General features: G+C 68.1%; 24 protein-coding genes and 1 pseudogene. 10 read left to right on the forward strand and 15 right to left on the reverse strand.

The features are described 5' to 3' along the window. Positions 1 to 16: 16 nt before the first annotated feature. The 5 genes from QMK34_RS22060 to QMK34_RS22080 all read right to left on the reverse strand — a co-directional run bounded on the left by QMK34_RS22060 (position 17) and on the right by QMK34_RS22080 (position 4,896). The gene (locus QMK34_RS22060; protein ID WP_326416093.1) at positions 17 to 973 is read right to left on the reverse strand and encodes a hypothetical protein; all 957 of its coding nucleotides are present in this window, start codon (positions 971 to 973) and stop codon (positions 17 to 19) included. Then, positions 966 to 2,894 carry a hypothetical protein gene (locus QMK34_RS22065; RefSeq protein WP_326416094.1) on the reverse strand — a complete coding sequence of 643 codons (1,929 nt, stop codon included), beginning with the start codon at positions 2,892 to 2,894 and terminating at the stop codon, positions 966 to 968. Before QMK34_RS22065 ends, QMK34_RS22060 begins: the two co-directional genes overlap by 8 nt. A gap of 325 nt (positions 2,895 to 3,219) precedes the next feature. Next, complete coding sequence (locus QMK34_RS22070; RefSeq protein ID WP_326416095.1) at positions 3,220 to 3,741, reverse strand: hypothetical protein; 522 nt, start codon at positions 3,739 to 3,741, stop codon at positions 3,220 to 3,222. 98 nt (positions 3,742 to 3,839) lie between these two features. After that, entirely contained in the window at positions 3,840 to 4,526 is a 687-nt protein-coding gene (locus QMK34_RS22075) for a Crp/Fnr family transcriptional regulator (protein WP_326416096.1), read from the reverse strand. 49 nt (positions 4,527 to 4,575) lie between these two features. Then, complete coding sequence (locus QMK34_RS22080; RefSeq protein WP_326416098.1) at positions 4,576 to 4,896, reverse strand: nucleotide pyrophosphohydrolase; 321 nt, start codon at positions 4,894 to 4,896, stop codon at positions 4,576 to 4,578. A 124-nt stretch (positions 4,897 to 5,020) separates the two neighbouring features. Between QMK34_RS22080 and QMK34_RS22085 the strand changes: the two genes are divergently transcribed. From QMK34_RS22085 to QMK34_RS22110, 6 genes are all read left to right on the forward strand, one after another. Next, positions 5,021 to 5,968, forward strand: coding sequence for a nitrate- and nitrite sensing domain-containing protein (locus QMK34_RS22085; protein WP_326416099.1), 948 nt, complete (start codon positions 5,021 to 5,023; stop codon positions 5,966 to 5,968). Positions 5,969 to 6,056: 88 nt separating this feature from the next. After that, a complete protein-coding gene (locus tag QMK34_RS22090; RefSeq protein ID WP_326416100.1) occupies positions 6,057 to 7,394 on the forward strand; it encodes a DUF6880 family protein in 1,338 nt (445 codons plus the stop codon). A 375-nt stretch (positions 7,395 to 7,769) separates the two neighbouring features. Next, positions 7,770 to 8,966, forward strand: coding sequence for an exonuclease domain-containing protein (locus QMK34_RS22095; RefSeq protein WP_326416101.1), 1,197 nt, complete (start codon positions 7,770 to 7,772; stop codon positions 8,964 to 8,966). 13 nt (positions 8,967 to 8,979) lie between these two features. Then, positions 8,980 to 10,545 (forward strand): hypothetical protein, encoded by a 1,566-nt coding sequence (locus QMK34_RS22100; protein WP_326416102.1) that lies wholly within the window; start codon positions 8,980 to 8,982, stop codon positions 10,543 to 10,545. A 58-nt stretch (positions 10,546 to 10,603) separates the two neighbouring features. Then, positions 10,604 to 10,906: a type II toxin-antitoxin system Phd/YefM family antitoxin gene (locus QMK34_RS22105; protein WP_326416103.1), complete on the forward strand. Its 303-nt coding sequence runs from the start codon at positions 10,604 to 10,606 to the stop codon at positions 10,904 to 10,906. Beyond that, the gene (locus QMK34_RS22110; protein WP_326416104.1) at positions 10,903 to 11,319 is read left to right on the forward strand and encodes a type II toxin-antitoxin system VapC family toxin; all 417 of its coding nucleotides are present in this window, start codon (positions 10,903 to 10,905) and stop codon (positions 11,317 to 11,319) included. Before QMK34_RS22105 ends, QMK34_RS22110 begins: the two co-directional genes overlap by 4 nt. A gap of 87 nt (positions 11,320 to 11,406) precedes the next feature. On the opposite strand, the gene QMK34_RS22115 is transcribed toward QMK34_RS22110, so the two are convergent. Both QMK34_RS22115 and QMK34_RS22120 read right to left on the reverse strand, forming a co-directional pair. Beyond that, positions 11,407 to 11,577: a hypothetical protein gene (locus QMK34_RS22115; protein WP_326416105.1), complete on the reverse strand. Its 171-nt coding sequence runs from the start codon at positions 11,575 to 11,577 to the stop codon at positions 11,407 to 11,409. Positions 11,578 to 11,804: 227 nt separating this feature from the next. Next, on the reverse strand, positions 11,805 to 12,224 hold the full coding sequence (locus QMK34_RS22120) for a winged helix-turn-helix transcriptional regulator (protein WP_326416106.1): 420 nt from the start codon (positions 12,222 to 12,224) through the stop codon (positions 11,805 to 11,807). An 85-nt stretch (positions 12,225 to 12,309) separates the two neighbouring features. On the opposite strand from QMK34_RS22120, the gene QMK34_RS22125 reads away from it, so the two are divergent. Next, a complete protein-coding gene (locus QMK34_RS22125) occupies positions 12,310 to 13,242 on the forward strand; it encodes an NADP-dependent oxidoreductase (RefSeq protein WP_326416108.1) in 933 nt (310 codons plus the stop codon). A 3-nt stretch (positions 13,243 to 13,245) separates the two neighbouring features. On the opposite strand, the gene coaA is transcribed toward QMK34_RS22125, so the two are convergent. Both coaA and QMK34_RS22135 read right to left on the reverse strand, forming a co-directional pair. Further along, a complete protein-coding gene (coaA, locus tag QMK34_RS22130) occupies positions 13,246 to 14,178 on the reverse strand; it encodes a type I pantothenate kinase (RefSeq protein ID WP_326416109.1) in 933 nt (310 codons plus the stop codon). Positions 14,179 to 14,294: 116 nt separating this feature from the next. Continuing rightward, positions 14,295 to 14,912 (reverse strand): macro domain-containing protein, encoded by a 618-nt coding sequence (locus QMK34_RS22135; RefSeq protein ID WP_326416110.1) that lies wholly within the window; start codon positions 14,910 to 14,912, stop codon positions 14,295 to 14,297. Between the two features lie 122 nt (positions 14,913 to 15,034). Here QMK34_RS22135 and pheA point away from each other — a divergent pair, with 122 nt between their 5' ends. Then, positions 15,035 to 15,946, forward strand: coding sequence for a prephenate dehydratase (gene pheA / locus QMK34_RS22140; RefSeq protein ID WP_326416112.1), 912 nt, complete (start codon positions 15,035 to 15,037; stop codon positions 15,944 to 15,946). Further along, positions 15,943 to 16,557, forward strand: coding sequence for a histidine phosphatase family protein (locus QMK34_RS22145; RefSeq protein ID WP_326416113.1), 615 nt, complete (start codon positions 15,943 to 15,945; stop codon positions 16,555 to 16,557). Before pheA ends, QMK34_RS22145 begins: the two co-directional genes overlap by 4 nt. A 660-nt stretch (positions 16,558 to 17,217) precedes the next feature. Here the strand turns inward: QMK34_RS22145 and QMK34_RS22150 are convergent. Then, positions 17,218 to 17,355, reverse strand: coding sequence for a hypothetical protein (locus QMK34_RS22150; protein ID WP_326416128.1), 138 nt, complete (start codon positions 17,353 to 17,355; stop codon positions 17,218 to 17,220). Between the two features lie 55 nt (positions 17,356 to 17,410). Between QMK34_RS22150 and QMK34_RS22155 the strand changes: the two are divergent. Further along, positions 17,411 to 17,770: pseudogene (locus tag QMK34_RS22155) on the forward strand (DUF4232 domain-containing protein); the annotation flags it as partial. 7 nt (positions 17,771 to 17,777) lie between these two features. Here QMK34_RS22155 and QMK34_RS22160 read toward each other — a convergent pair. From QMK34_RS22160 to QMK34_RS22180, 5 genes are all read right to left on the reverse strand, one after another. Then, the gene (locus QMK34_RS22160; RefSeq protein WP_326416114.1) at positions 17,778 to 18,212 is read right to left on the reverse strand and encodes a hypothetical protein; all 435 of its coding nucleotides are present in this window, start codon (positions 18,210 to 18,212) and stop codon (positions 17,778 to 17,780) included. A gap of 58 nt (positions 18,213 to 18,270) precedes the next feature. Beyond that, positions 18,271 to 19,530 carry an MFS transporter gene (locus tag QMK34_RS22165; protein ID WP_326416115.1) on the reverse strand — a complete coding sequence of 420 codons (1,260 nt, stop codon included), beginning with the start codon at positions 19,528 to 19,530 and terminating at the stop codon, positions 18,271 to 18,273. Between the two features lie 101 nt (positions 19,531 to 19,631). Then, positions 19,632 to 20,591, reverse strand: coding sequence for an SDR family NAD(P)-dependent oxidoreductase (locus QMK34_RS22170; protein ID WP_326416116.1), 960 nt, complete (start codon positions 20,589 to 20,591; stop codon positions 19,632 to 19,634). A gap of 153 nt (positions 20,592 to 20,744) precedes the next feature. Next, positions 20,745 to 21,095 (reverse strand): metallopeptidase family protein, encoded by a 351-nt coding sequence (locus tag QMK34_RS22175; RefSeq protein ID WP_326416117.1) that lies wholly within the window; start codon positions 21,093 to 21,095, stop codon positions 20,745 to 20,747. Between the two features lie 6 nt (positions 21,096 to 21,101). Beyond that, complete coding sequence (locus tag QMK34_RS22180) at positions 21,102 to 22,127, reverse strand: septum formation family protein (RefSeq protein WP_326416127.1); 1,026 nt, start codon at positions 22,125 to 22,127, stop codon at positions 21,102 to 21,104. Positions 22,128 to 22,137: the final 10 nt, after the last annotated feature.

Here is a 22,137-nt window from a genome sequence, read left to right on the forward strand (position 1 = left end):
GCTGTGAGCACGGAAATCAGGTCCGCTTGGTGCCATTTCGGGTGCCTTCCAAGGTCTCGTTGAGTGACTCCTGCAGCTGGGACAGGGCACTCTGGCTGCTGCGTGTCGTGACGTTTTCAAGCCACGCGAGGCGCATTTCGTGTAAGTCGAATTCGTCTGCTTCGCTCATTATTCTGCCGACCGCATTGCGGAACGGATCGTTCTTGTCGAGTATAGATCGGCCGATCGGGATGTCGTGCATTTGGATATACCGCAGCACTTCGTCGATCTTCGTTTTGTCGTTACTCAGCATCATTGCGAGCAAGCTAATTTTTCCCGAATCTATGACGTCCGCGTAGAAGCTGATCCGTTCGCGGTCCATGCTTCGTTGTTCTCGGTCGACGATCCGGGCACGCCGTATCGATTCGAGTGAATGTCGATGCAGTGCGCCGATACCAGTGAGTCGGAAGAGGGTATCAGCCGCGCCCCACGCGATCGGACCTTCGCGAAGCTGTCGCATCATCTTTAGCTCGGAGTCGACCCGCTCGGCCAGTATCTCGATGTCTTCGAGTGCCGTCTTGTATACTATCGACCGGAGCACGTCTTCGACCGCGGTGCGAATCGCGTTCAGGTGGTCGAATTTCGGCTGTTTTATGAGCGCCACCGGGTCAGTCACGTGCCAGACCACCGAAATATCGCCGTCTACGATCGCTCCCTCGTTCTCGGTCTCGAATACGCTTGAGAACGTCAGGCTTGTCGGGGAGTCGTCGACCTCGTACAGTTGCTTGATGCTGCCCGCCATTCCGAGAGTGAGCTTCAATACCCCCGTCGTGGAGCCGAGGTGCAAGTTCGAGGTGGCCCATAGGCCGTCGTGGCATTCCGCGACCAGTACGGTGGTCCGCCGCCTGCGCAGCTGATGCCGCAAAATGGCGTTGTATCGTCGCCTATGGCGCCGTATCTGTCGCCATGAATCCTGAGTTAATTCCTCACTCATCGGAGATCTCCTTCAATATACGCTGCACGGCGATGGCAAGTCGTCTTGTTTTCTGTAGATCCTCAGACATTTCCTTGCGAAGGAAGAAGCTGAATCTCTGCACTAGTATGACGTCTGGACTGGTGACCAGAATGCGCAGAAGACTGGAGATGTTCTCTTGAATCTCGGGTTTTCCGACACCCTTCGCCGTCCAATGTCTGAGCCATGTGAAAGTCTGATCTCGCATTTTTCGATTTTCCAGGAGTGCAGTGAAGAGAATTCGGACGGGTGTTTGGTCCTTGCTGGATATGGCAACTGGTTCGATTTTCAGTGCGAGCGCGTCCAGGGAGCAGCGCAGCGCTATGTCTTTGGACGTCGCTCCGCCGGTCAGGAGCCATCCTGGCAGTGTGCTGAGGATGAGGCTGCGATTGCTGGGCTCTTCAAGGAGTCCTCGAATCGCTTTGACAACCAGCAAATGCAGGTCCTCTTCTGAGTTCTTTGTCAATCTGCGGAGTTGCACCAAGGCGAACTCGGGATGGCTCCGGCCGAGAGTGCCGCTACATGCGATGGCTGCGGTGGTCCGGAGGCTCAACCTCACTCTGGGGCTGCACCAGGCGTGGAGATGATCCTTGATCGTCGGTACGTAAGAACTGTTCTGAGACAGACCGTCGAGTGTTTTGGCTGCCATCGATTGCCGATTTCGTGACTCCGCCCGAGCCCACTCGCGTACCCAGTTCAGTGTCTCGGGCTCGGCGGAGTCCGCCAGTAGCTGGCCGAACCGGTTCAGCGCGTCGCCGTGTCCCTCGGCCCAAGCGGGTAAATCATGTTCACCCACTGCGTCGATCCAGCCGTGCAGCAGCGGCCGGATGCGTTCGTGTTCCTTCCAGACGTGGAGCAAGAGGCGACGACCCCAGTCCGGTCGGGTGAAAGTGACATTCTCTGGATCTATGTTCCAATTAACATTTCTAAGCTTTTTGCGTATCTTTGCCCGGGTGCGTTTGAGTCGATCAGTTCGACTTTCGAAGAAGATGTCTGGGGGATCGTACGGCCAGATCTCTTGGTTTTCCGGATTGCTCAGCAGATCCTCGAGTCTTTTGGCGGCCGCAGTTATCGTGTTGTACGGGCACCCCTCGAGTAGCGCGATGGTAACGGCCAGCGCGCGGATGGACACGTCAGTGTTTTTTTCGAACCAGGCTTTGACGTCCTGGTCCTCCCGCCGGTACAGGATCTCGCCGACTTCTTCGGCGGTCAACTGCCCCTGGTTGAACTCGTGGAGGACCCTGGCGACCTTGGCGCCCCGGCTGGGCCTGCTGTGGTCGGGCAGCACCGCGTCGAGGTCTTGCTTTTCGAGCAGTTCGGTACGCGTGGTGCCACTCAGGCCGAGAGCTTTCATGTGCGCATCGGCCACCAGTCGGGTGGATGGTGCTGTCAATTCCACGATGTGCGCTCCGGCCACCTCGAACGACAGGTCGTCGACGGTGTAGGCGATGACCAGGTACGAATTCTGCTCCCGGAGGTTGCGTTCGAGCTGCGTGAGCGTCCTGTCTCCGAGTCCCTCGGACCAAGCCGAGGCGGCGATGTCATCCCAGAGATAGCCGGTGGAGGCGGATATCTTCATATCGAAGATGTCCCTGAGTGGTCGAGCGGGGTCGAGACGCTGAAGATGCGGAAGATCCATGCCGACCAGCAGGCTGACGCCGGCTAGCGTCCTTCCTGTCGACTGGCCGCAAAGAAGGACCAGGTTTCTTCTCCGTAGAATGCGAGCTGCCTTGTCGTAGTGTTCCGGGGCACAGAACGCCCGCACAGCTTCGTCCTGCAACGCTTGGTGCACGGGGCCGTCGACCAAGCTGGTTTTGATCTTCTTGATATCGACTTCGTCTTTTTCAGAAGGGCGTGCCCAGCCAAAGATGTTGGCGATGATTCCGGAGTTGGTCCCGGTCATCGCCGTTCCTTGCATACCACTGGGCGTCGGTTGGTGCTCCGGAGAATCTGCGGCAGCATCCGGCGTTGTCTTCTTGTCTGTGACAGTCACGAACGGTCACCAGGCCGGTCGAACGTGGTGCTGATCGTGCCCGAGTTGTTTCCGGTGAAATGGTTTCCTTGGAAACCCCCGTTGAAGATCTGGGTTCCCTCCGCCGGTGACTGCGGTTCAGGCGCTGAGCCAGTTGGTATGGCTTCCGGTGGTGCTTCCGGGCCAGTCAGTTCCTGGATGCGCATCGGGTCCAGGCCGGGCACCCACACCCAGCAGCGTTCGGCGAACTCCTTATTCACCACCTCCACTTCGCCGAAATCGTGGGGCGCAGACGCTGGGTGTGTTGTCCGCGCACGGCCACCCGGTAGGCCTGGTCGGAGACGACCAGAGCGACAGTCGCCGGGTGGTAGGTACCCATCCGGCGGACGGCCGCCTTGAACGCGCTCGCTTCGAGAAGCCGAGCCAGCTCTATGGTCGGACGCTGGAAATGATCACCATCGACAACGCGGACAGGCGCGGTATGCACACAGAGCCGTAGCCGGATGGGTGGCAGGAACTCGCGGTTGTGCAGGTAGAGCCGACCTTGGAGGAAGTGTGCGGCATCGATCAGGCCAGGTAGGTCGCTCTCCGGATAGACCGCAAGCGAACCGTCGCCGGTCGCTGAGTAGTTCGCGCGCCCGGCGGCTTCGACCCCGGCGTGCTCGAGGGCTTCTTGGACGAGATCGACCGCCTTCTGTCGGACCTCGTCCAGAAGGTCGTCATCCACGCCGGATGCGCCAATCACGTCGTAGCCGAACAGGGCTTTGGTCGCGGGCATTTGGACCATGAACTTGCCGCCTCTCCCGAACTGGTGTGGTGAGGAGAGTGTTCGGTCCGGCAGCAGAACGTACTCCCGTAAAACCGGGAGACAGAAGGTCAGGGACGTGCTTGGTGCTCCGGCCAAGCCTGCAGCTGAGCCGGCGCGAGCAGCACGAATCGACGTCGGCCTGTCGTGATCAGACCAGCGTTCGTCAGGGTGCTCAAGACGTCGTCCACGGATTTCTCGGCGGCGGCGACGCTCTGGGCGAGATCGCGACGGGTGAAACCGAGGATTTCCACCCGGCCGTCAAGTTCAACGGCACCGTAGGTCGCCGCCCACGCAAGGAGTTTGCGAGTAACGCGGACCACCACACCCTCGGACAGGTATGAAAGTCGCTCGTCGTCGGCCTTGTGGAGCCGGTGGCGCATGACGCTCAGAACGTGGGACATCACGTCCGGATTTCGGCGAACGTACGCTCGAAAATTCCGGCCGTTGATCTCGGTCACGACCGTCGGTGTCCGGGCTACGCCGCTCGCTGACCGAGGCAGCTGTTCGAGCGCGCTCATCTCACAGAGCACCTCACCTCTGCCATAAATCCCGAGGATAAGGACTGCGCCCTCCGGCCCGGTCACGTAGACCTTGACCTGGCCCGATTCGACCAGGAAGACGTTTCCGTGATCATCTCCCTGCATGAAGAGCAGGTCGCCGATGCTGTACTTCTTGGCGATTCCTGTTCGACGCAGTTCCTCGAGGGCTTCTCGGCCGAGTCGGGCGCCGAAGGACGCAGGCGGGAGCAGTTCCACGTACCTAGTCTCTTCGAACCAACGGGCGGCCGGTATCAACCAAACGGCTTCAGCGCTCCACCGGCGGAAAGCGCTTTTCGTTGCGTTCCACCTTCGCGCTCGCGGTTTCGAGGAGGTCGACGCCGAGGCTGTCGGCCAGCTGGATCAGGTACAGCAGCACGTCCGCGAGCTCGTCCTGGACGTTGAACTCCAGTTTCGGGTCCGAACGCCAGGCGGTCACCTCCTCCGGGGTGAGCCACTGGAACAGCGAGATCAGCTCGCCGACCTCTCCCGAAAGGGCCATCACGAGGTTCTTCGGGGTGTGGAACGGTTCCCAGTCGCGGGCCGCGGCGAAGTCGCGCAGGCGCAGGGTCAGCTCGTCGAGGGTCACCGGCACTGCCTACCACGCCCGTCACGCAGGGCTAACGGCCATATGGCGGACACGCGTTGACCTGCAATTTGCAGATTGCCTAGCGTGAAAGGCGCAGTCGGGTTCGGGGACAAACCGGGAGAGGATGGACTTGAAGCACCTGCGAACCCTCCGTGGCCGCGTGCTGTTCATCGCGTCCGTGCCCAGCGCGGCACTGGGGCTTATCGCGTTGGTCATCGCCGGATTCCTTCTCCAGCAAGCGATCCAGACCCGCGACAGCGCCACCGAAGCCGCCGTCACCACCGTGGGCGTCACCCGCGGGATCCACGAGTTGCAGCAGGATCGGAACCGGGCGCTGCAGGCGCCGGGAACGCAGGCGGCGGGCTACGCGTTCTTCACCGCCCGGATCGACGCGGACGTCGCGTCGCTGCGGGACCTGGCCCGAAGCGCGCCGGACGCCGACGCTGGCTACGAGCAGATGACCGCGGTCGAGCTGCTCGCCGCCGCCGAAGGCATGTACCGCGGCGATTCGCTGGCCGCCGCCGGGCTCGACGAACAGTCGCGGCCCGAGTTCGCCGGCACGGTCAGTGTCTACCGGACCGCTCTCGCCGTGGTGTCCACCAAGCTCACGCAGAGTGGTCGCGAGCAGTACGACAGTCTCGTTCGCAGTGAGGACTGGAGCCGCCTCGGGTCGGTCGAAAATGCGCTGGCGGACGCGAGGCCGTTGCCGGTCTCGTACGCCGTGTGGCGGGCTTCGGCCACCGCGGTCGCGGGACGGCTCGACGAGCTCTACACCCAGCAGGACACCTACGCCACGCGGCTCTCGATCGACGGCGGACGCCGGACACTCAGCGGAGCACTCGCGGCCACCACGGCGATCCTGCTGTTCGCGGGGCTGATCGCGGTCGTCGTCCTGCGCCTCGCGCGGTGGCTGCCGGTCCCGGTCGTCCCGCCACCCGCCCCCGCGAAACCGGCGGCGCGGCACCGGCGGCCCGAGGTGAGAGTGCCGCGGCCGCGCTCGTCCGGGACGTCGCTGGAGATCCCCGATCCCCGGCTCCTGCAGGCGGTGCTGGATGGCATCCGGAAACTCTGAGCCGGTCACCGCACGTGCGTGGTTAGGCCGAAAAGAGCACGCGGTTGGCCCACACGCGCTGTCGAACTCGTGGGGCAGACTGGTCCGCGTGAGCTCGACGACGGATCTGCGGCCTTACCTGCGCACCTTGGACGCGGAGACGTTGGCCGAACTGCTGTACGCCCAAGCCGAACGTGACCCTGAGTTACGTCGTTCACTCGAATTGCGGTCCACCACCCAGGGGGGTGATGTGGCCGAGGCGCACCGCTTGCTCGACACCGCCGTCGAGGCCGGGAACTACGAGTACGCCGCGAAGGTCGGGTCCGTCCTCGACACGCTCCAGCGGCTGCTCGACGCGGGCAGCCGCGCCGACCTCGCGCCGCTGGCCCGCCGGACGGTCGATGACATCAGTGAGATGCTGGAGCGGATCGACGACTCCTCAGGCGAGGTCGGTGACCAGGCCGAACGCGCTGTCGAGCTGTACGCGCGGGCCTGCGTCGCGCATCCGCCGGACGCCGAGCGGCTGGCGGACTGGATCCTCGAGGTCGAGTTCGACGGCACTGGCCGCCCGGTCATCGAGCTGGCCGACTTCGCCGCCGCGCTGGGCGACACCGGGTTGCTGCGCGTCAAGTCCACTGTGGACAAAGTGCTCGCCGAGGACGCGCCCGGCGCCCGGCGTGAGGTCGCGCAGCGGCTCCAGGAAGAGCTGGCCGAGGTCTCCGGCGACGTCGACGCGCTCGTGGCGATCCTGTCGGCCAAGCCGCCGCGCGTGGACGTCAGTCTCAAAATCGTCCGGGTGCTGCGTGCCGCCGGGCGGCACGGCGAGGCCATCGCGCACGCCGCCAGGGCGCTCACCCACGACAAGGAACGCTGTCTCCCGGTGGTCGTCCGGGTGCCCCGGCCCCGGCTGGTTGACGACGGCGTTTCCCGCCTTCGCGAGGAGTTCGACCGGCTGCCCTGCCACGAAACCTACGTCGCGCTCCGCGACGGCGCGACGGCCGCGGGGCAGTGGCCGTCGCAGCGAAAGGACGCGCTGGCCCGCCTGCGGGAGCGCGCGGCCGAGGGGCCGGTGGAGGCCGGTGAGCTGGTCCGCGCGCTACTGGCCGAGGACCGGCCGGACGACGCCTGGCGCGCGTGCACGCGGTTCGGCGCGTCGCTCGCGCTGCGCGTCGAGCTGGCCGAAGCGCGCGCCGCCGAGCATCCCGCCGAGGCGATCCCGGTGTACCGCGATCACGTCGACGAGCTGATCGGCCAGAAAGCCCCGAATTCGTACGCCGAAGCGGCGAAAAATCTTCGGAAATTGCGCACGCTGCACAAACGGACGGACACCACGGAGGAATTCGGCCCGTACCTCTCCGCGCTGGTGGAAACCCACAAACGCAAAACGCGGTTGATCGCCGAAGTCCGCGCCGCGCGGATCGCGATTCCGAAGCCCGCCAGGGCGTAACCTCCGCGCCCGCAGGTCGTTCACCAGTAGGTACGCCGGTGGAGCCGACGGAAAATCCGGGCTATTTCCGGAATAATTTTCGCCTTTTCGCTCTGCCGTGAACAAAGCCGACCAGAAAGTGAAATCCCCTCGAACGGCGTCGCGACCGGCGGCTGATCCTGCCGCGGTCCGCGCGTCAAAGCCATGGTGACGAACGTCGCCGTGGCAGCCGTTGTCGCGGTGGCCCCGCGCCCCCGGTGCCCGTCCCGTTCTCCTCCCGGCGGGACGGGCACCGGGGGCGATGCGCCCGGGGTCACCGCGCCCGCCGGTGGTGGCATACGGCAAGCTCCCCAGCGCGTTCCGTGATCGGGAACTCGCGCGGGGATGGAGTGGTGGATGCCGGGGTTCGCCGTGGTCGATCTGGAGACCACCGGGCTCGACCCGCGGCGTGGCGACCGGATCGTCGAGCTGGCCGTCGTGCACGTCTCGCCGGACGGTGAGCTCACCGGGCAGTGGGAGACGCTGGTCAATCCCCGGCGCGACCTGGGGCCGCAGCGCATCCACCGGGTCAGCGCCGCGCAGGCGCTCCGGGCGCCGACGTTCGACCTGGTCGCGGGCGAGCTCGCCGAGCTGCTCGCCGGCCGCGTGACCGTCGCGCACAACCTGCACTTCGACGGCCGGTTCCTCGCGGCGGAGTACTCCCGGCACGGCTATCGCGTCCCGCTGGGCCCGCACGTCGGCCTGTGCACGATGCGGCTGGCCGCCGAGTACCTGCCCGGCGCCGGGCGGAGCCTCGCGGACTGCTGCGCCGCGGTCGGGATCGCCCTGGTCGACGCCCACCACGCGAGTGCGGACGCCTTCGCCACCGCGCAGCTGCTGTCGGCGTACGTGCGAGCCGACCCGGCAGGAGCACGCTGGGCTGAGGAACTCACTCTGGCGAGTGAACACCCGTGGCCGCACTACTACTCGCCGCACTACTGGCCGTCCGGGGTGACCTGGCTGGCCAGAGAGCTGGCGGATGCGGCCGAGGAGCACTTCATGGGCCGGATCGCCGTTACCCCGTTCGGGTCACCGTTGCCAGGGGCGCAAGACGCCTACCTGGCTTCACTCGATCGGGCGTTGCTCGACCGGCACATCTCGCTCGCCGAGGCCGACGCCCTGGTCCGCATCGCCGAGGAGTCGGGCCTCGGCAGGCGTGCGGTGCTCGATCTGCACCGGGCCTACCTCGCGCAGCTCGCCGACGAGGACCTGGCGGCCGTCGCCGAACTGCTCGGCCTGGCCCCTGACGACGTCGGCCGTCCGGCGCCCGGCCGCGCCCCGGTGATCGACCGGTTCGCGCTGGCCCGCGGTGACCTTGTCTGCTTCACCGGGGAGATGCGCCAGGAGCGACCGGCCTGGGAGCGGCGCGCGACCGACGCCGGGCTCGCCGTCCACCCGGCGGTGACCAAACGGGTGAAACTGCTGGTCGCGGCCGATCCCGACACTCTTTCGGGGAAGGCTTGCCGGGCGCGCGACTACGGCATTCCGGTGGTCGCCGAGGACGCCTTCGCCGGGATGCTGGACCGCGGCATCGGGGCGGGAGCCGGACGATGAAAGCATGTCCGGCATGAGCCCGGTCAGTCGCGCCCGCAAGAAGAACCCCCAGCCCGCAACGCACAGCGTGACGGGCCTGTTCAAGGACATCCTCCGGGACTTTTCCGCGCTCGGCGCGGAACCCGACGTGTTCGAGGTCGAGTTGCTGGCGTCCGAGGTGCTCGGCGAGTGGTGGGACCTCGCGGCCGACGAAGAGGACGGCCCGCTCGGGCTCGAGCTGATCGCGTTCACCGCCCGCAAGATCACCCCCGCCGCCGCCGGCCTGCTCGCCGCGCTGCGCGTGCTGGCCGAGACGCCGGAAGAGCGCGAGGCCGCGGGCATCGCGCTGGAAACCGTGCTGAGCCGGGGAATCCCGGCGCCCGAGTGGAAGCACGGGCTGGCCGAGGTGACCATCGAGGAGTGCTGGCGCAGCGGCGATGTCTACGGCGACCAGTCGTCGATGCTCTGCGTGTTCTCCCGCGGCGAGCGGTCGCACGGCCTGCTCGCGCTGGTCGACTTCACCGAGGGCGGCCGCATCCGCGACGTCGTGGTCGTCGACGAGCCGCTCGAAGTGCTCGCCGAGATGCGGCAGCAGGCCCAGGCAGACGCCGAGCTGGTCACCCTGGAGCAGGTGCTGCCCGCCCGCGCGCACCAGCTGCTCGCCGACGGCATGGCCGCGACGGACACCCTCGAAGAACCCGACGTCAGCGCGGACTACGCCCGGTTCCACGCGCTCGCGCTGGCCTGGTCCCGCGCGCTGCCCGCGGCCGAGCCGTCGCCGGAGACCACCGAATGGCCCGAGGCCGTGCGGAACGAGGTCGTCGCCGACTTCCTCGGTTCGGGCGCGGTCGAGGACACCGAGGTCAACCGGGCCTGCGCGCGGCTGATCGTCGACTTCGGCTGCCGGACCGAGCCGGTCGCGCCGCTGCGGGTCGGCCCCGAGAAGCTCGCCCGCTTCCTGGAGGATCTGCTGGAGGGCGAGCACACGGACGGGGAGTTCACCGAGGAGCACGAAGCGGCGCTGGAGCCGGTGCTGCTGGGCTGGACCACGTGGGCGGCGAGCCGCGCGGGGCTGCCCGCGCCCGCGCTGGCGCCGCTGCTCGAATCCGTCGCCGAGTTCCTCGAGGAGTTCACGCAGGAGGACGACTCCGCCCTCGACGCCTACCTGGACGGTTCCGAGGAGCTCGACGACCCGGCCGAGCTGGCCGAGGCGCTGGACCGCCGGATGTTCGCCGTGCCGACGGTGTACACCGAGATCGGCGACGAGGAGCTCGACCTCGAGCCGACCGACCCCGAGCAGCGGCGGCTGCTGGTGATCGGCGAGCACCCGGAGTACCACGAGGCGCTGGCCGAGGACACCTTCGACGGCCAGCCGCGGATGCGGCTGGCGCTCAAGACCGCGCTGGTGGACCAGCTGTGGGACAACGAGCCGCCGGAGGCCTGGCAGGCCGCGCGCCGGCTGCGTGAGGGCGGGCTGGAGCGCGAGGAGATCCTCGACCGGCTCGGCGACGTGCTCGCCGGGCAGTTGCAGGAGGCCGGGGAGGACGAGATGAACTTCGACCTCGACGACTACCGCGAGGCACTCGATCTAGTGAACTGAGCGGCCGTCTGCCCCGGCTTGCTTGCCGCCACTCCCGAAGTCTGTCTAGTCTGTCTAGATGGAGAACGAAACGTGGCAGGTTCAGGACGCCAAACAACGGCTCAGTGAACTGCTGCGTCGGGCTGAGGCCGAGGGGCCGCAGTTCGTCACCAGGCATGGGGAGGAGGTGGCCGTGGTGATCGACATCGTGGACTACCGCCGGCTGGCGGGGCAGGGGGTCGAGGTCGACTTCAAGCTGGCGCTCGCGCCGCACGGGGTGGGTGAGGAGTACGGCGACGCGCTGGTCGACGTGCTCGACGAGGTCGCCGCCGAGCGAGCGGAGGACGTCCCGCGTGACGTCGCGCTGGAGGTGGGCGGGTGAGCTTCCTGCTGGACACGAACATCGTGTCCGAGGCGCGGCGGCGCAAGCCGAACCCCGGCTTCGCCCGCTGGTGGGCGGGGGTGTCGTCCAGCAAGCTCTACCTCAGCGTGCTGACCGTGGGGGAGATCGAGCGCGGGATCCACAAGCTGCGCCACCGCGGTGAGTCCGATCGCGAGCAGGCCGACGCGCTGGCCGGCTGGCTCGCCGCGCTCACGCAGCAGTTTTCGAACCGGATCTTCGCCGTGACGGCCGAGGTCGCGGCCGAGTGGGGGCGGCAGTGCTCGCCTCACCGGATCCCGTCGATCGACGGGCTCATCGCGGCGACGGCCAGTGCGCACGACCTGACGCTGGTGACGCGCAACGTCTCGGACATGGCGGACACCGGCGCGCGGCTGCACAATCCCTTCGCCTGACCGGCCCCTGCGCCTGACCCGGCCCATCGACTGACCAGCCCCTGCACCTGACCCGGCCGTGCACCTGGTCCGGGTGACGGCGGGCCGTCAGGCCAGTGGCGCGGTGGTCGGGCCCGCGTTGTCCGGGACCTCAGGGACCTTGTGCCGCCGGTCGCCGACGGCGTCGTCGAAATCGACGACGAAAGCACCGGCGGCCATGGCCACCAGCAAGGTCAGTCCCAGTACCGCGCCGACCCAAGTCAGGATGATCGAGAACATCTTGGGCCTCCCTCCCAGCTCAGGAATGCTTTTTTTCGGGTTGTGCCCTGCCTCAAGGGTCACCCGGGGAGTGGGTAGCCGGTATCGGCCAACCGGTTACAGGTGACGGCACCGGATCGGCCGATCGGCCGAGGACAGAGCGGTCCCGTGGTCGCTCAGCGGCGCCGGCTCGGCCCGGCGATTCGCTGATGGTGCGAAGGGTGACGGATGTGGGTGACGAGGCTGCCTCAGCCGGGTGAGGGCACCGGTTCGCCCGGCCGGTCGTCGTAGGACCTGCGGGCGTCCACGATCTGGCCGATATGACACTCGGACCAGACGCCGACGGCCTCGAGCAGGCCGTCCGCCGAGACGCCGAGCGCGGTCAGCGCGTACTCGACGCGGGGCGGCACGGTCGGGTAGACGGTGCGTGTCACCAAGCCGTCGCGCTCGAGCGCGCGCAGTGTCTGGGTGAGCATCTTGGGGGTGATCCCGGCCAGCCTGCGGCGCAGCGCCGCGAACCGGGCCGGGCCCTCGTGCAGCCGCAGCGCGGCGACGGTGAGCAGGGTCCACTTGTTCGTCAGCATGCCGAGAACGGTGCGTGACGGGCATTCGCCCTCGAAGAAGTCCTTGACCCAGGTCTCAGATGCCAGGTGATCGACGGTATCCATGAGGTACCTCGGTATCAGAAAGGTGCCTTCTTCACAACGGGTACCGGGTGTTCGACGATAAAGGGACCCAACCGAGGAGAGGTCCATGACGCAGGTGATGAAGGCGGTCGTCCAGCGGGCTTTCGGCGGTCCCGAGGTGCTGGAGCTCGCCGAAGTGGCGAGGCCGGAGCCCGGGCCGGACGAGGTCGGGGTCCGGGTGCTGGCGGCCGGGGTGAACCCGGTCGACTGGAAGCTCCGGTCGGGGGCGATCCCGGCCGGGCCGCCCCCGCCGTACGTTCCCGGGTTCGAGATCTCCGGCGTGGTCGAAGCCGTCGGCGCGGGGGTCACGCGATACGCCGCCGGGGACGAGGTGTTCGGCATGCTGATGTCGGGCACCGGCGGCTACGCCGAGTACGCCGTCGCGCCTGCCGCCACGCTGGCCCCCAAGCCCGCCGCGATCAGCCATGTCCAGGCCGTCGCGCTTCCGGTGGCGACACTGACGACGTGGGCCGCGCTGGTCACGGCGGCGGACCTGAAGGCGGGGCAGCGGGTGCTGATCCACGCCGCCGGGGGCGCGGTCGGGCACGTGGCGGTGCAGCTGGCGAAGGCGCGGGGCGCGTACGTCCTGGGTACCGCCCGCGCGAGCAAGCACGAGCTCCTGCGCGAGCTGGGCGCCGACGAGCTGATCGACTACACGGCCGTCGACTTCGCCGAGGTCGCGGGCCAGGTCGACGCGGTGTTCGACCTGGTCGGCGGGGACTACGCGCCGCGCTCCCTGCCGACACTGCGCCCCGGTGGAATCTATCTCGACGCGCTCGGAGTCGAGCAGCTTCGGCCAGAGTTCGAGGCCAACGGCCTGCGGTATGTCCGGATCCACCTCGAGCCCGCCGAAGGCGCGCTCGACCACGCGGCGGCGCTGGCCGCCGAGGGGCGGCTGCGGATCATCGCCGAGCTGACGTTCCCGCTGGCCGACGCCGCGCAGGCGCACAAGACGAGCGAGACCGGGCGGAGCACCGGCAAGATCGTGCTCACGCCCTGACCGTCAGAGCTTGCGCAGGCGCACCCGGTTGATCGAGTGGTCGGAGTCCTTGCGCAGCACCAGCGTCGCGCGGGGGCGGGTGGGCTTGATGTTTTCCAGCAGGTTCGGTTCGTTGATGGACTGCCACAGGTGGCGGGCCTCGGCGCGGGCCTCGTCGTCCAGCAGCCCGGCGTAGTGGTGGAAGTGCGAGGCCGGGTCGGCGAACGCGGTGTGGCGCAGCTTGAGGAACCGCTCGACGTACCAGTGCTCGATGTCGGCGATGCTCGCGTCGACGTAGATCGAGAAGTCGAACAGGTCGGAGACGGTCAGCCGGGGGCCGGGCTGGAGCACGTTCAGGCCCTCGACGATCAGGATGTCGGGACGCTGCACGACCTGCTCCTCGCCGGGGAGGATGTCGTAGGCCAGGTGGGAGTACACCGGCGCGGTCACCCGTTCGGCGCCGGACTTCACTTCGGTGACGAACCGGAGCAGCGCGCGCCGGTCGTAGCTCTCGGGGAAGCCCTTGCGGTGCATGATGCCGCGGCGCACCAGCTCATCGCGCGGGTAGAGGAACCCGTCGGTCGTGACCAGGTCGACGCGGGGGTGGTCCGGCCAGCGGGCCAGCAGCGTGCGCAGGATGCGCGCGGTGGTCGACTTGCCGACGGCCACGCTCCCCGCGATGCCGATGATGTAGGGCACCTTGGTGCCGCGGCACTCTTCGCCGAGGAACGTGGTGGTGGCCTCGGTCAGCCGCTGGCGGGCGGCGACCTGCAGGTTGATCAAACGGGAGAGTGGCAGGTAGACCTCCGCCACCTCCGCGAGGTCGACCTGCTCGCCGAGGCCGCGCAGGCGCAGCAACTCGTCGGCGGTCAGTGGCAGTGGCGTGGAGCTTCGCAGCTCCCGCCACTGTTCGCGGTGAAGCTCGACGTAGGGACTGAGCTCGCGGACCCGTGGCATCGCATACTCCTCGGCCGTCGCCTGCGCTGGCGCCGTACAACTGCGGAACGCTGGCCTTACGGTAGGGCTTACCGAGGATGAATGCGCTGTGATGTGTTGCACCCTCGCCTCAGGTGTCACTGTGCGTGACGCGCGCCGAAGACCTCTGCCCAAGCCGCCGCGACCTGTCGCGCGCAGGTCGACGCGGCAACTCCGCCGACCCCGGTGCCCAGCCCCGGCATCGCGATCGTGTCCACCGTCCCGCGCACGGGGCCGTGGTCGAGCCGCCCGTCGCGCCACAGCTGGAAGACGGCGCGGGCCGCCAGATACGGGTGCACAGTGTCGGCGGGAAGCCGCTCACCGGGCTCGCGCATGGTCGGCGCGCTGATCAGCCAGGCGGGCTCGGTCTCGCCGGTCGGCACGATCAGGGCCTCACCGATCGGGAGCTCACCGCCGTGAAAGGCCAGTACAGCGCTGCGGACGTGCTGCTCGACCTCCGGGAACGCCCGCGCGTAGACCGCGTCGATCCCGCCGCGCATCCACCCGTACGAGTTGGCCGGGCTGACGATGGCCTGGGCGACGACGTCGAGCACCGAGCCGCGATGCACCTGGACGCGCTCGCCCGCCCGGCCGGCGAAGCCGGCCCAGGCGGTGGCGAGTGGTTCATCGACGGCGCACAGCACCAGCGTCGGCGTGCCGGAAACCGGCGAATCGACTTCCGCACGCCCGGTGTGTGTGCCCGATTCGGCGGTCACCGCCCCAGCATGACAAAAAAAGCCACCCGGCGTAACCGGTTTGCCTACCGGCTGTCCGAGTGAAAGTCCCCACCGGACGACCCCGGCACTGACTGCGTAGCCTTCCCCGTAGCCTTCACAACGTGTCACGGATCGCTTATTTCGGCCCCCAGGGAACCTTCACCGAACAGGCCGCGCGCAGTTTCGCCGCGGCCGACGACGAGCTCGTCCCGGCGGAAACCGTCCCGCGGGCGCTTGCCATGGTCCGCGGGGGCGAGGTCGACGCGGCCTGCGTCCCCATCGAGAACTCCGTCGAGGGCGCCGTCACCCCGACGCTCGACAGCCTCAGCGACGCGGAACCCATCGTGGCCGTCGCGGAGGCTGTGCTCCCGGTCCACTTCAGCGTGCTGACCAGGCATGACACGGGCGAGATCCGCTCGGTCGCGAGCCACCCGCACGCGCTGGCGCAGGTCCGGCACTGGCTGGAAGCCAACCTGCCCGACGCCAAGCCGGTCGCGTCCTCGTCCACCGCCGCGGCCGCCGTCGGTGTCCAGGCCGGTCAGTTCGACGCCGCGGTGACCGCCCCGGTCGCCGTCGAGCACTATCCGCTGCGGGAGCTCGCCACCGAGGTCGCCGACGTCCGCGATGCGCAGACCCGGTTTCTGCTGGTCAAGCTGCCCGGCGAGGTGCCAGAGCCGACCGGCGCCGATCGGACCTCCATCGTCGCCGTCACCGCCAACCGGACTGGCACACTCGCTGAGCTGCTCACCGAGCTGGCTTTCCGCGGGATCAACCTGACCAAGCTCGACGCGCGGCCGACCAGGCACAACTTCGGGGAGTATCGGTTCTTCATCGACTTCGAGGGGCATGTCGCCGAGCCCAGGATCGGCGACGCGCTCGCCGCTTTGAGCCGCCGATGTGACAGCTTGCGGTTTCTTGGTTCCCATCCTCGGGCCGATGCGCTGCCTGCGACCATTCAGCCCGGGGCCGGGAACCGTGAGTTCGAGGCGGCCGCTGACTGGCTCGCCGCCGTGCGCAAGGGGGAGATCGCGTGAGACTGCTGCTCGTTCGACATGGTCAGACCGCTGGGAATGTCCGGGGGGCGCTCGATACCGCCCTTCCCGGGCCGCCGCTGACCGACCTGGGGCTTGAGCAGGCTCGTGAACTCGCCCAGCGGCTGGCTCGCGAGCCCGTTGCCGGTGTCTACGCGTCGCAGGCTGTTCGGGCCCAGCAGACCGCTGCTCCGCTGGCCGCCGTGTTCGGGGTCGAGGTTCAGGTGGTCGATGGGGTCAAGGAGGTTGACGCCGGGGAGCTCGAGGGGCAGACCGGCGGTGAAGCCATCGCCGTCTACATGCGAGCCGTGCGGGCTTGGACCGAGGGGGAGCTGAACGTCGCCATTCCCGGGGGTGAGTCCGGGACGCAGGTTCGGGCTCGGCTGCTGGATGCCGTCGGGTTGCTGCGGGCCAAACATGAGCAGGCTGATCCCGACGGGGTTGTTGTGCTCGTGAGCCATGGTGGGGCCATTCGGCTGGGGGCTGAGTGGCTGGCTTCGAACGTTCGGCCTGAGGTGGCCAACAGCGGGCTTATCCCCAACACCGGGGTTGTCGAGCTTGAAGCCCGGGGTGACGGGTGGTTCTGTAGTCGGTGGGTGGATCACGTTTTGTGATCTTTTGGTTTAGTCCTGAGGTGCGGCTAGAAGCCTGTGTTTTTTGGCCAGCGCGCTCACAAACTCGCGCCGCCAGGTCGCCCCGGCACCCAGCGTCAGTGCGGCTTTTGCTTTAAGGGGGGCGACCTACCGTCGCGAGTTGGGGCGGCCTGGCGGCCGCGAAAGAGGGCGCGCGGCGGTGAAGTCTCCGCTCGCAGGGCTCGCGGAGACGCTGTGGTTCTGGACCACGCCGGGGTTGGGTTTTTGTGGTGCGTGTTGGGGGCGAGTCTGGGCGGTTCCGCACACTGTGAAGTCTTGGGGCTCGTGGTGGGCTTGGGCGAGACGGCGTGGGTTGTGGCGGGGCGAGTCTGGGCGGGTTCTTGTTGAACGGGTGGGGTTGGGTGGGTTGTTGTAAATTTGCGGTGTGGTGGTATTTGTGGTGACAAAGTCCCGGCGTGGTCGGTCTTCGTCGGTCTTCAGCGGGTGGGATGTTTGCTGCGATTGGCGCAACCTTGTGCTGGGGTCGTGCGTCCAGTGAGTAGTAGTCACCCAGTGTAGGGAGGCGAATACGATGGTATGGAGCAAGATCAGGTCTGTTGGCGGTGTTGGCGGTGTTGGTGCCGGGGCCGCGGGGGTGCTGCTGCTGGCCGCTTGCGGCAGCGGTGGGACCACGCCTGTCGCTCAGCCCGCGTCGAGTACGGAGACGGTCGCGCCGTCGGCCACCTCGACTTCGGCGGCTCCGACGGCCACTCCGGGCACGACTGGCTCGTCGACGCCGTCTCCGCCCAGCCAGGCGCCGCCGGACAACGGGCTTTGCAAGGCGGGCGATGTCTCGGTCGCGCTTCGTGGGGGTGAAGGGGCCGCAGGCACCGTTTACCGCTCGCTCGTGATCACCAACAGCAGCGGGCGCGAATGCACGATCCAGGGCTTCCCGGGCGTCTCGTACGTGGCCGGGGCCGACGGGCACCAGGTCGGGCCCGCGGCGTTCCGCGAGGGCACCAAGGGTGACGTGATCAAGCTGGCCAAGGGGCAGAGCGCGGCCACGGACGTCGGATTCGTCCAGGTCCGCAACTTCGACCCGGCGGCCTGCAAACCCACCGACGTGACCGGGCTGCGGATCTACCTGCCGCAGGAGACGGCGTCGAACTTCGTCCGCCAGCCGGGCACCGGCTGCGCCGCCGACAAGATCCCCGGCAACCAGCTGACCGTGAAGACGCTGCACAAGGGCGCTTGAGCCCCGCCTACAGCTGAGCGCAGAGCTGAGCGGCCTGCACCACGTGCCGCTGGCCGGACAGATCGTTGAAATGCAGGCTGAACACCATGCGGCTGATGCCGTCCATGTGATCGGCCAGCGGCTGGTAGGTCGCGTTGGTCTCCGCGGCGGCCGCGGCGAGTTCCCGTGCCGCGGTCACCCGGTGCAGCGTCTCCGGCGAGAGCCGGGGAGTGGTGATCCGGTCGGTCGCGTCGCTCGTGGTGTCGGGCAGCGTGCCCGCTCTGTCCAGGGTGTCGCACGCCGCTCTCGCGTCCTCCAGCGCGCCCGCGTGCACCCCGGACAATGCCCACAACAGCCCGAGCACGGTGCTGCCGATCAGGAACCCGGCCACCGCCGTCACCACCAGCGGACGACGGGAGGGCGGCTCGGCCGCCTCCGGCAGTCCGGTGTCCAGTGTCCGCATCGCGAGACCTCCGCCCAGCTCCGGGTGATGTGTCATTCCACACCAGACGAGCGTGTTTTCAGAGGTCCTGATGGAGTACTTGGCCCGCTGTGGCCGTTTCGTCATCGAGCGAGAACCGCCGGAGCGAGACCAGCGCGAACAGGGCCACCGCGAACAGCAGCAGGCCGGACACCGTGAACGTCCGGCTCGACGACCCGAGCACCTCGGTCAGCACGCCGCCGAGCAGGGCGCCGACCGGCACCGCGCCCCAGACCACCGTCCGCCACACGCCCAGCACCCGGCCGAGCAGTTCGCCGGGCACGAGCGTGTGGCGGGCCGTGGCGAGCACGACGTTCACCGCGACGATCGCGGCCGCGAACACCCCGAACAGCACGGCGCCCGCCGGTGCCCAGCCGATCAGGCCCATTCCGCCGAAGCCGAGTCCGCAGCAGGCGATCCCGCCGACCAGCACCGTCCGCCTGCTGGTCGCGCGGACGATCCGCGGCGCGAGACCGGCCCCGGCCAGCCCGCCGATCCCGCCGACGAACGCGAAGAGCCCAAAGGCCGCGTTACTGAGGTGGAGGTCGTCGATCGCGTACAGGACCAGCTGGGCCTGGGCGAGTTCGCTGATCAGGCTGAGCAGACCCGCGACGACGACGAGGCGCACCAGCAGCGGGCGGCGACGCAGCCAGCGCAGCCCGTCCGCCAGGTCCGCGCGCATTCCGGCCGGGGTCGCCCCCGGCTCTGGCTTCGGCCGGTACTTCCCGGAGAGGCCGAGCAGTACGGCGGCCGCGATCGCGAAGCCCACGGAGTTGAGGATGAACGGGAACGTGGCGAAGAGCGCGAAGGTCAGGCTGCCGACCGGGCCGCCGAGGAAGGTCTGCCCGACGATCTCGGTGGCCTGGAGCTTGCTGTTCGCACTTTCGAGTGACGTCTGCCCGACGACCGCCGGGATCAGCACGTTGGCCGCGCTGTCGGCGACCGTCTCCGCGGTGCCGATGAGCAACGCGGCGACGTAGACCAGCCAGATCGTCATCCCGCCGGTGGCGATCAGCACCGCCAGCGCGCCGACCACCAGCGCGCGGACCGAGTTGGCGAGGATCATCGCCCGCCGCCGGTCGACCCGGTCCACCAGCGCGCCCGCGACCAGCGCGAACAGCAGCCAGGGCAGGAACTGGGTGGCGGACAGCCCGGCTATCAGCACCGGATCGTGGGTCAGCGTGGTGGCCAGCAGCGGGAACGCGACCTTGCCGATGCCGTCGCCCAGGTTCGAAACCGCACTCGAAGCGAGCAACCAGCGAAGTCTTCGGTCCTTCCCGCTGTCCGGGGCTTCGTTCATGGTGCCTCCCCAGCACGAGACGGAGTCGCCCAACGACAGTGCGTCGAAGTCTAACCGAGGAGGTAGCCCAATGTGGTGACGTTGTTACTTCAAGTTAGAAATCAGGAATTTTGAACCCGGTCCTTGCAGAATTCCCACAGGCGTTCGCGTTGCGCTGCGGATTCCTTGGTCCACGGAACGTAGTGCTCCGGTCTCGCCGTCCGGTCGTGCCAGAACCGGCCCGAGGTCCGCCCGCCCTCGGCCGAGGCGGCGAGCCAGACCGTGGTGTCGGCGCCCTGTTCGGCGTCACGCAGCAGCGGGCCCATCAGCTTGGCGAATCCGGGCAGCGAGTCGGTGACGCCGGGGGTGGCGGCCCAGCCGGGATGCATGCTGTGCACCGAGATGCCGTCCCCCGCGAGGTGCTCGGCCCACATCCCGGCGAGTACGACCTGCATGCGCTTGGTGCGCGCGTACGCGGCCGTGCCCCCGTATTTCCCCTCGCGGTACTGCGGATCCCCGTCGTACAGCTTTTGCGCGTACATCCCGCCGGAGGACACGAAGACGACGCGGGCGTCCTCGCTCGCGCGCAGTCCCGGCAGCAGCAGCCCGGTGAGCAGGAACGGGCCGAGGACGTGGACCGCCAGCGCGAGTTCGTCGCCCCAGGCGTTCTCGGTGCGCTTCGGCGGGAGCGCCCCGGCGTTGTGCACCAGGATGTCGACGGTGTCGTGGGCGGCGAGGAAACCCTCGGCGAACCTTCGCACGCTGTCGTAGTCGGACAGGTCGCAGCGGTCGACGTGCAGCTCGGCCTTGGGGAGCAGCGTGGCGATCTCCTCGCGCGCCTGCTCGCCGCGGCCGAGATCCCGCACGACCAGGTGCACCGTCGCGCCGAGCTCGGCCAGCCGCGCCGCGGTGGCCTTGCCGAGACCCGAGTTCGCCCCGGTGACCAGCGCCCGCTTCCCGCGCAGTGCTCCTTCCGGCAGCGGCTGCCAGTGCCGTTTCCGCAGCTCGTAACCAATTTTGGAGTAGCCGGGCACGAGTGTCCGGTCGGCCAGTGTGTCAAGGACCTTCGCCAGCGGATTCACTGTTCCTGTATATCGCGCCGACCGAGATCGTGCCGCCGGGGCGCGGCAGCACGAGCTGTCCGGCCACCGGCTTCGGCCCCGAAGTCCCTGAAGGCCACCATGACGGCGTTTTACGCCGTCATGGTGGCCTTCAGGGACCGTCGGAGTAGGGGTTCAGCCCCAGCCGAGTTCGTGCAGGCGGTCGTCGTCGATGCCGAAGTGGTGGGCGACTTCGTGCACGACCGTCACCAGGACCTCCTCGACGACCTCCTCCTCGCTGCCGCACATCTCGAGCAGCGGGCCCCGGTAGATCGAGATCCGGTCGGGCAGCACCCCGCCGTAGTCCGAGGTGCGCTCGGTCAGCGCGATGCCGTGGTAGAGCCCGAGGATCGTCGGCGACTCCTCGTTGTGCTCCTCGACCAGCACGACGACGTTGTCCATCGCGTCGGCGAACTCCGGCGGGAGCTCGTCCAGCGCGTCGGAGACCAGTTCCTCGAACCGGCGCCGCGACATCTCCACGGGCATCCGCGGTTACCGGCTCGCCGACGTCGGCGAACCGGTCTTCGGCGCACTCGGCGGCGCGGACTGGTTCGGTCGGCCACCGCCGTCGGCCGGTGGCCCGTCCCCACCGGTGCCGGGGGCGGCCTTGAGGCTCCCGGTGATGGCGTCCAGCCCGGAGCCGTCCGGCAGTTTCGCCGCGACCTTGCAGTTGACCTGCGTCGATCCCGCGTCCCAGCTCTCCTGTTCGCGCACGTCCCAGGTGAGGATCAGCTTCTTCGCGCCGAGATCCGCGCCGCCGGTGTACTCGGTGACGGCGTTCGAACACTCCGTGTCGAGCCAGGCCTTCTGGTCGTCCTGGGAGGGGTAGCCGTCGGTGAACTTCGTCTTGAGGTCGAGTTTGGCGACGATCTCGTACGCATGTGGCTTCGCGCAGTCGATCGGGTCGCCGACGCTTTTGCCCAGCAGCGCCAGGCAGGTGCCCGGCTCCCAGACCAGCGACTGGTTCTGCGACTTCGCCGGGCCGGTGGTCGGCTGCAGCTTGCCGCCGGGGCCCGCCCACTGCAGCCCGCAGCGGAGCTGGCGGTCGCCGTCGGCCCACTGGGGGGCAGTCGGGCGCAGGAGGTTGAGCGTCAGCTTTCCGTAAGGATCGAGTTCGTGGCCGAGATACGGCTTGAGAGCGGCCGAGCACTTCGACTGCGAGATCTGCTGCCACTGCTCCGTCGACGGGCTCGGCGCGCCCTCCGGGTACTCGGCGCCGAGATCCACGATGCTGCTGACCTCGAACAGGTGCGGCTGCGCGCAGTCGATCTTGCGCGCGTCGCCCGCGTCGGGATTGCTCCAGTTCAGGCAGCTGCCGGGCGGGGAATGGAAGGCCTCCTGCGCGGCGGGGGAGAGCTTTCCGGAGCCGCCGCCCGCACCGCCCTCGGCGGATCCGCTCCAGGAAAACGTCACGCTGAGGGCGAGCGCGATGAGCGCGCCGAGGAACACACCGGCCATCACCAGCCTGGTGCGCAGCGTCTGCAGCGGGGAACGGAACCGTTCGGCGTCGGGAGACATCCACTCCATG

The sequence above is a fragment of the Amycolatopsis sp. H20-H5 genome (genome assembly GCF_035828755.1).
Lineage (GTDB): Bacteria > Actinomycetota > Actinomycetes > Mycobacteriales > Pseudonocardiaceae > Amycolatopsis.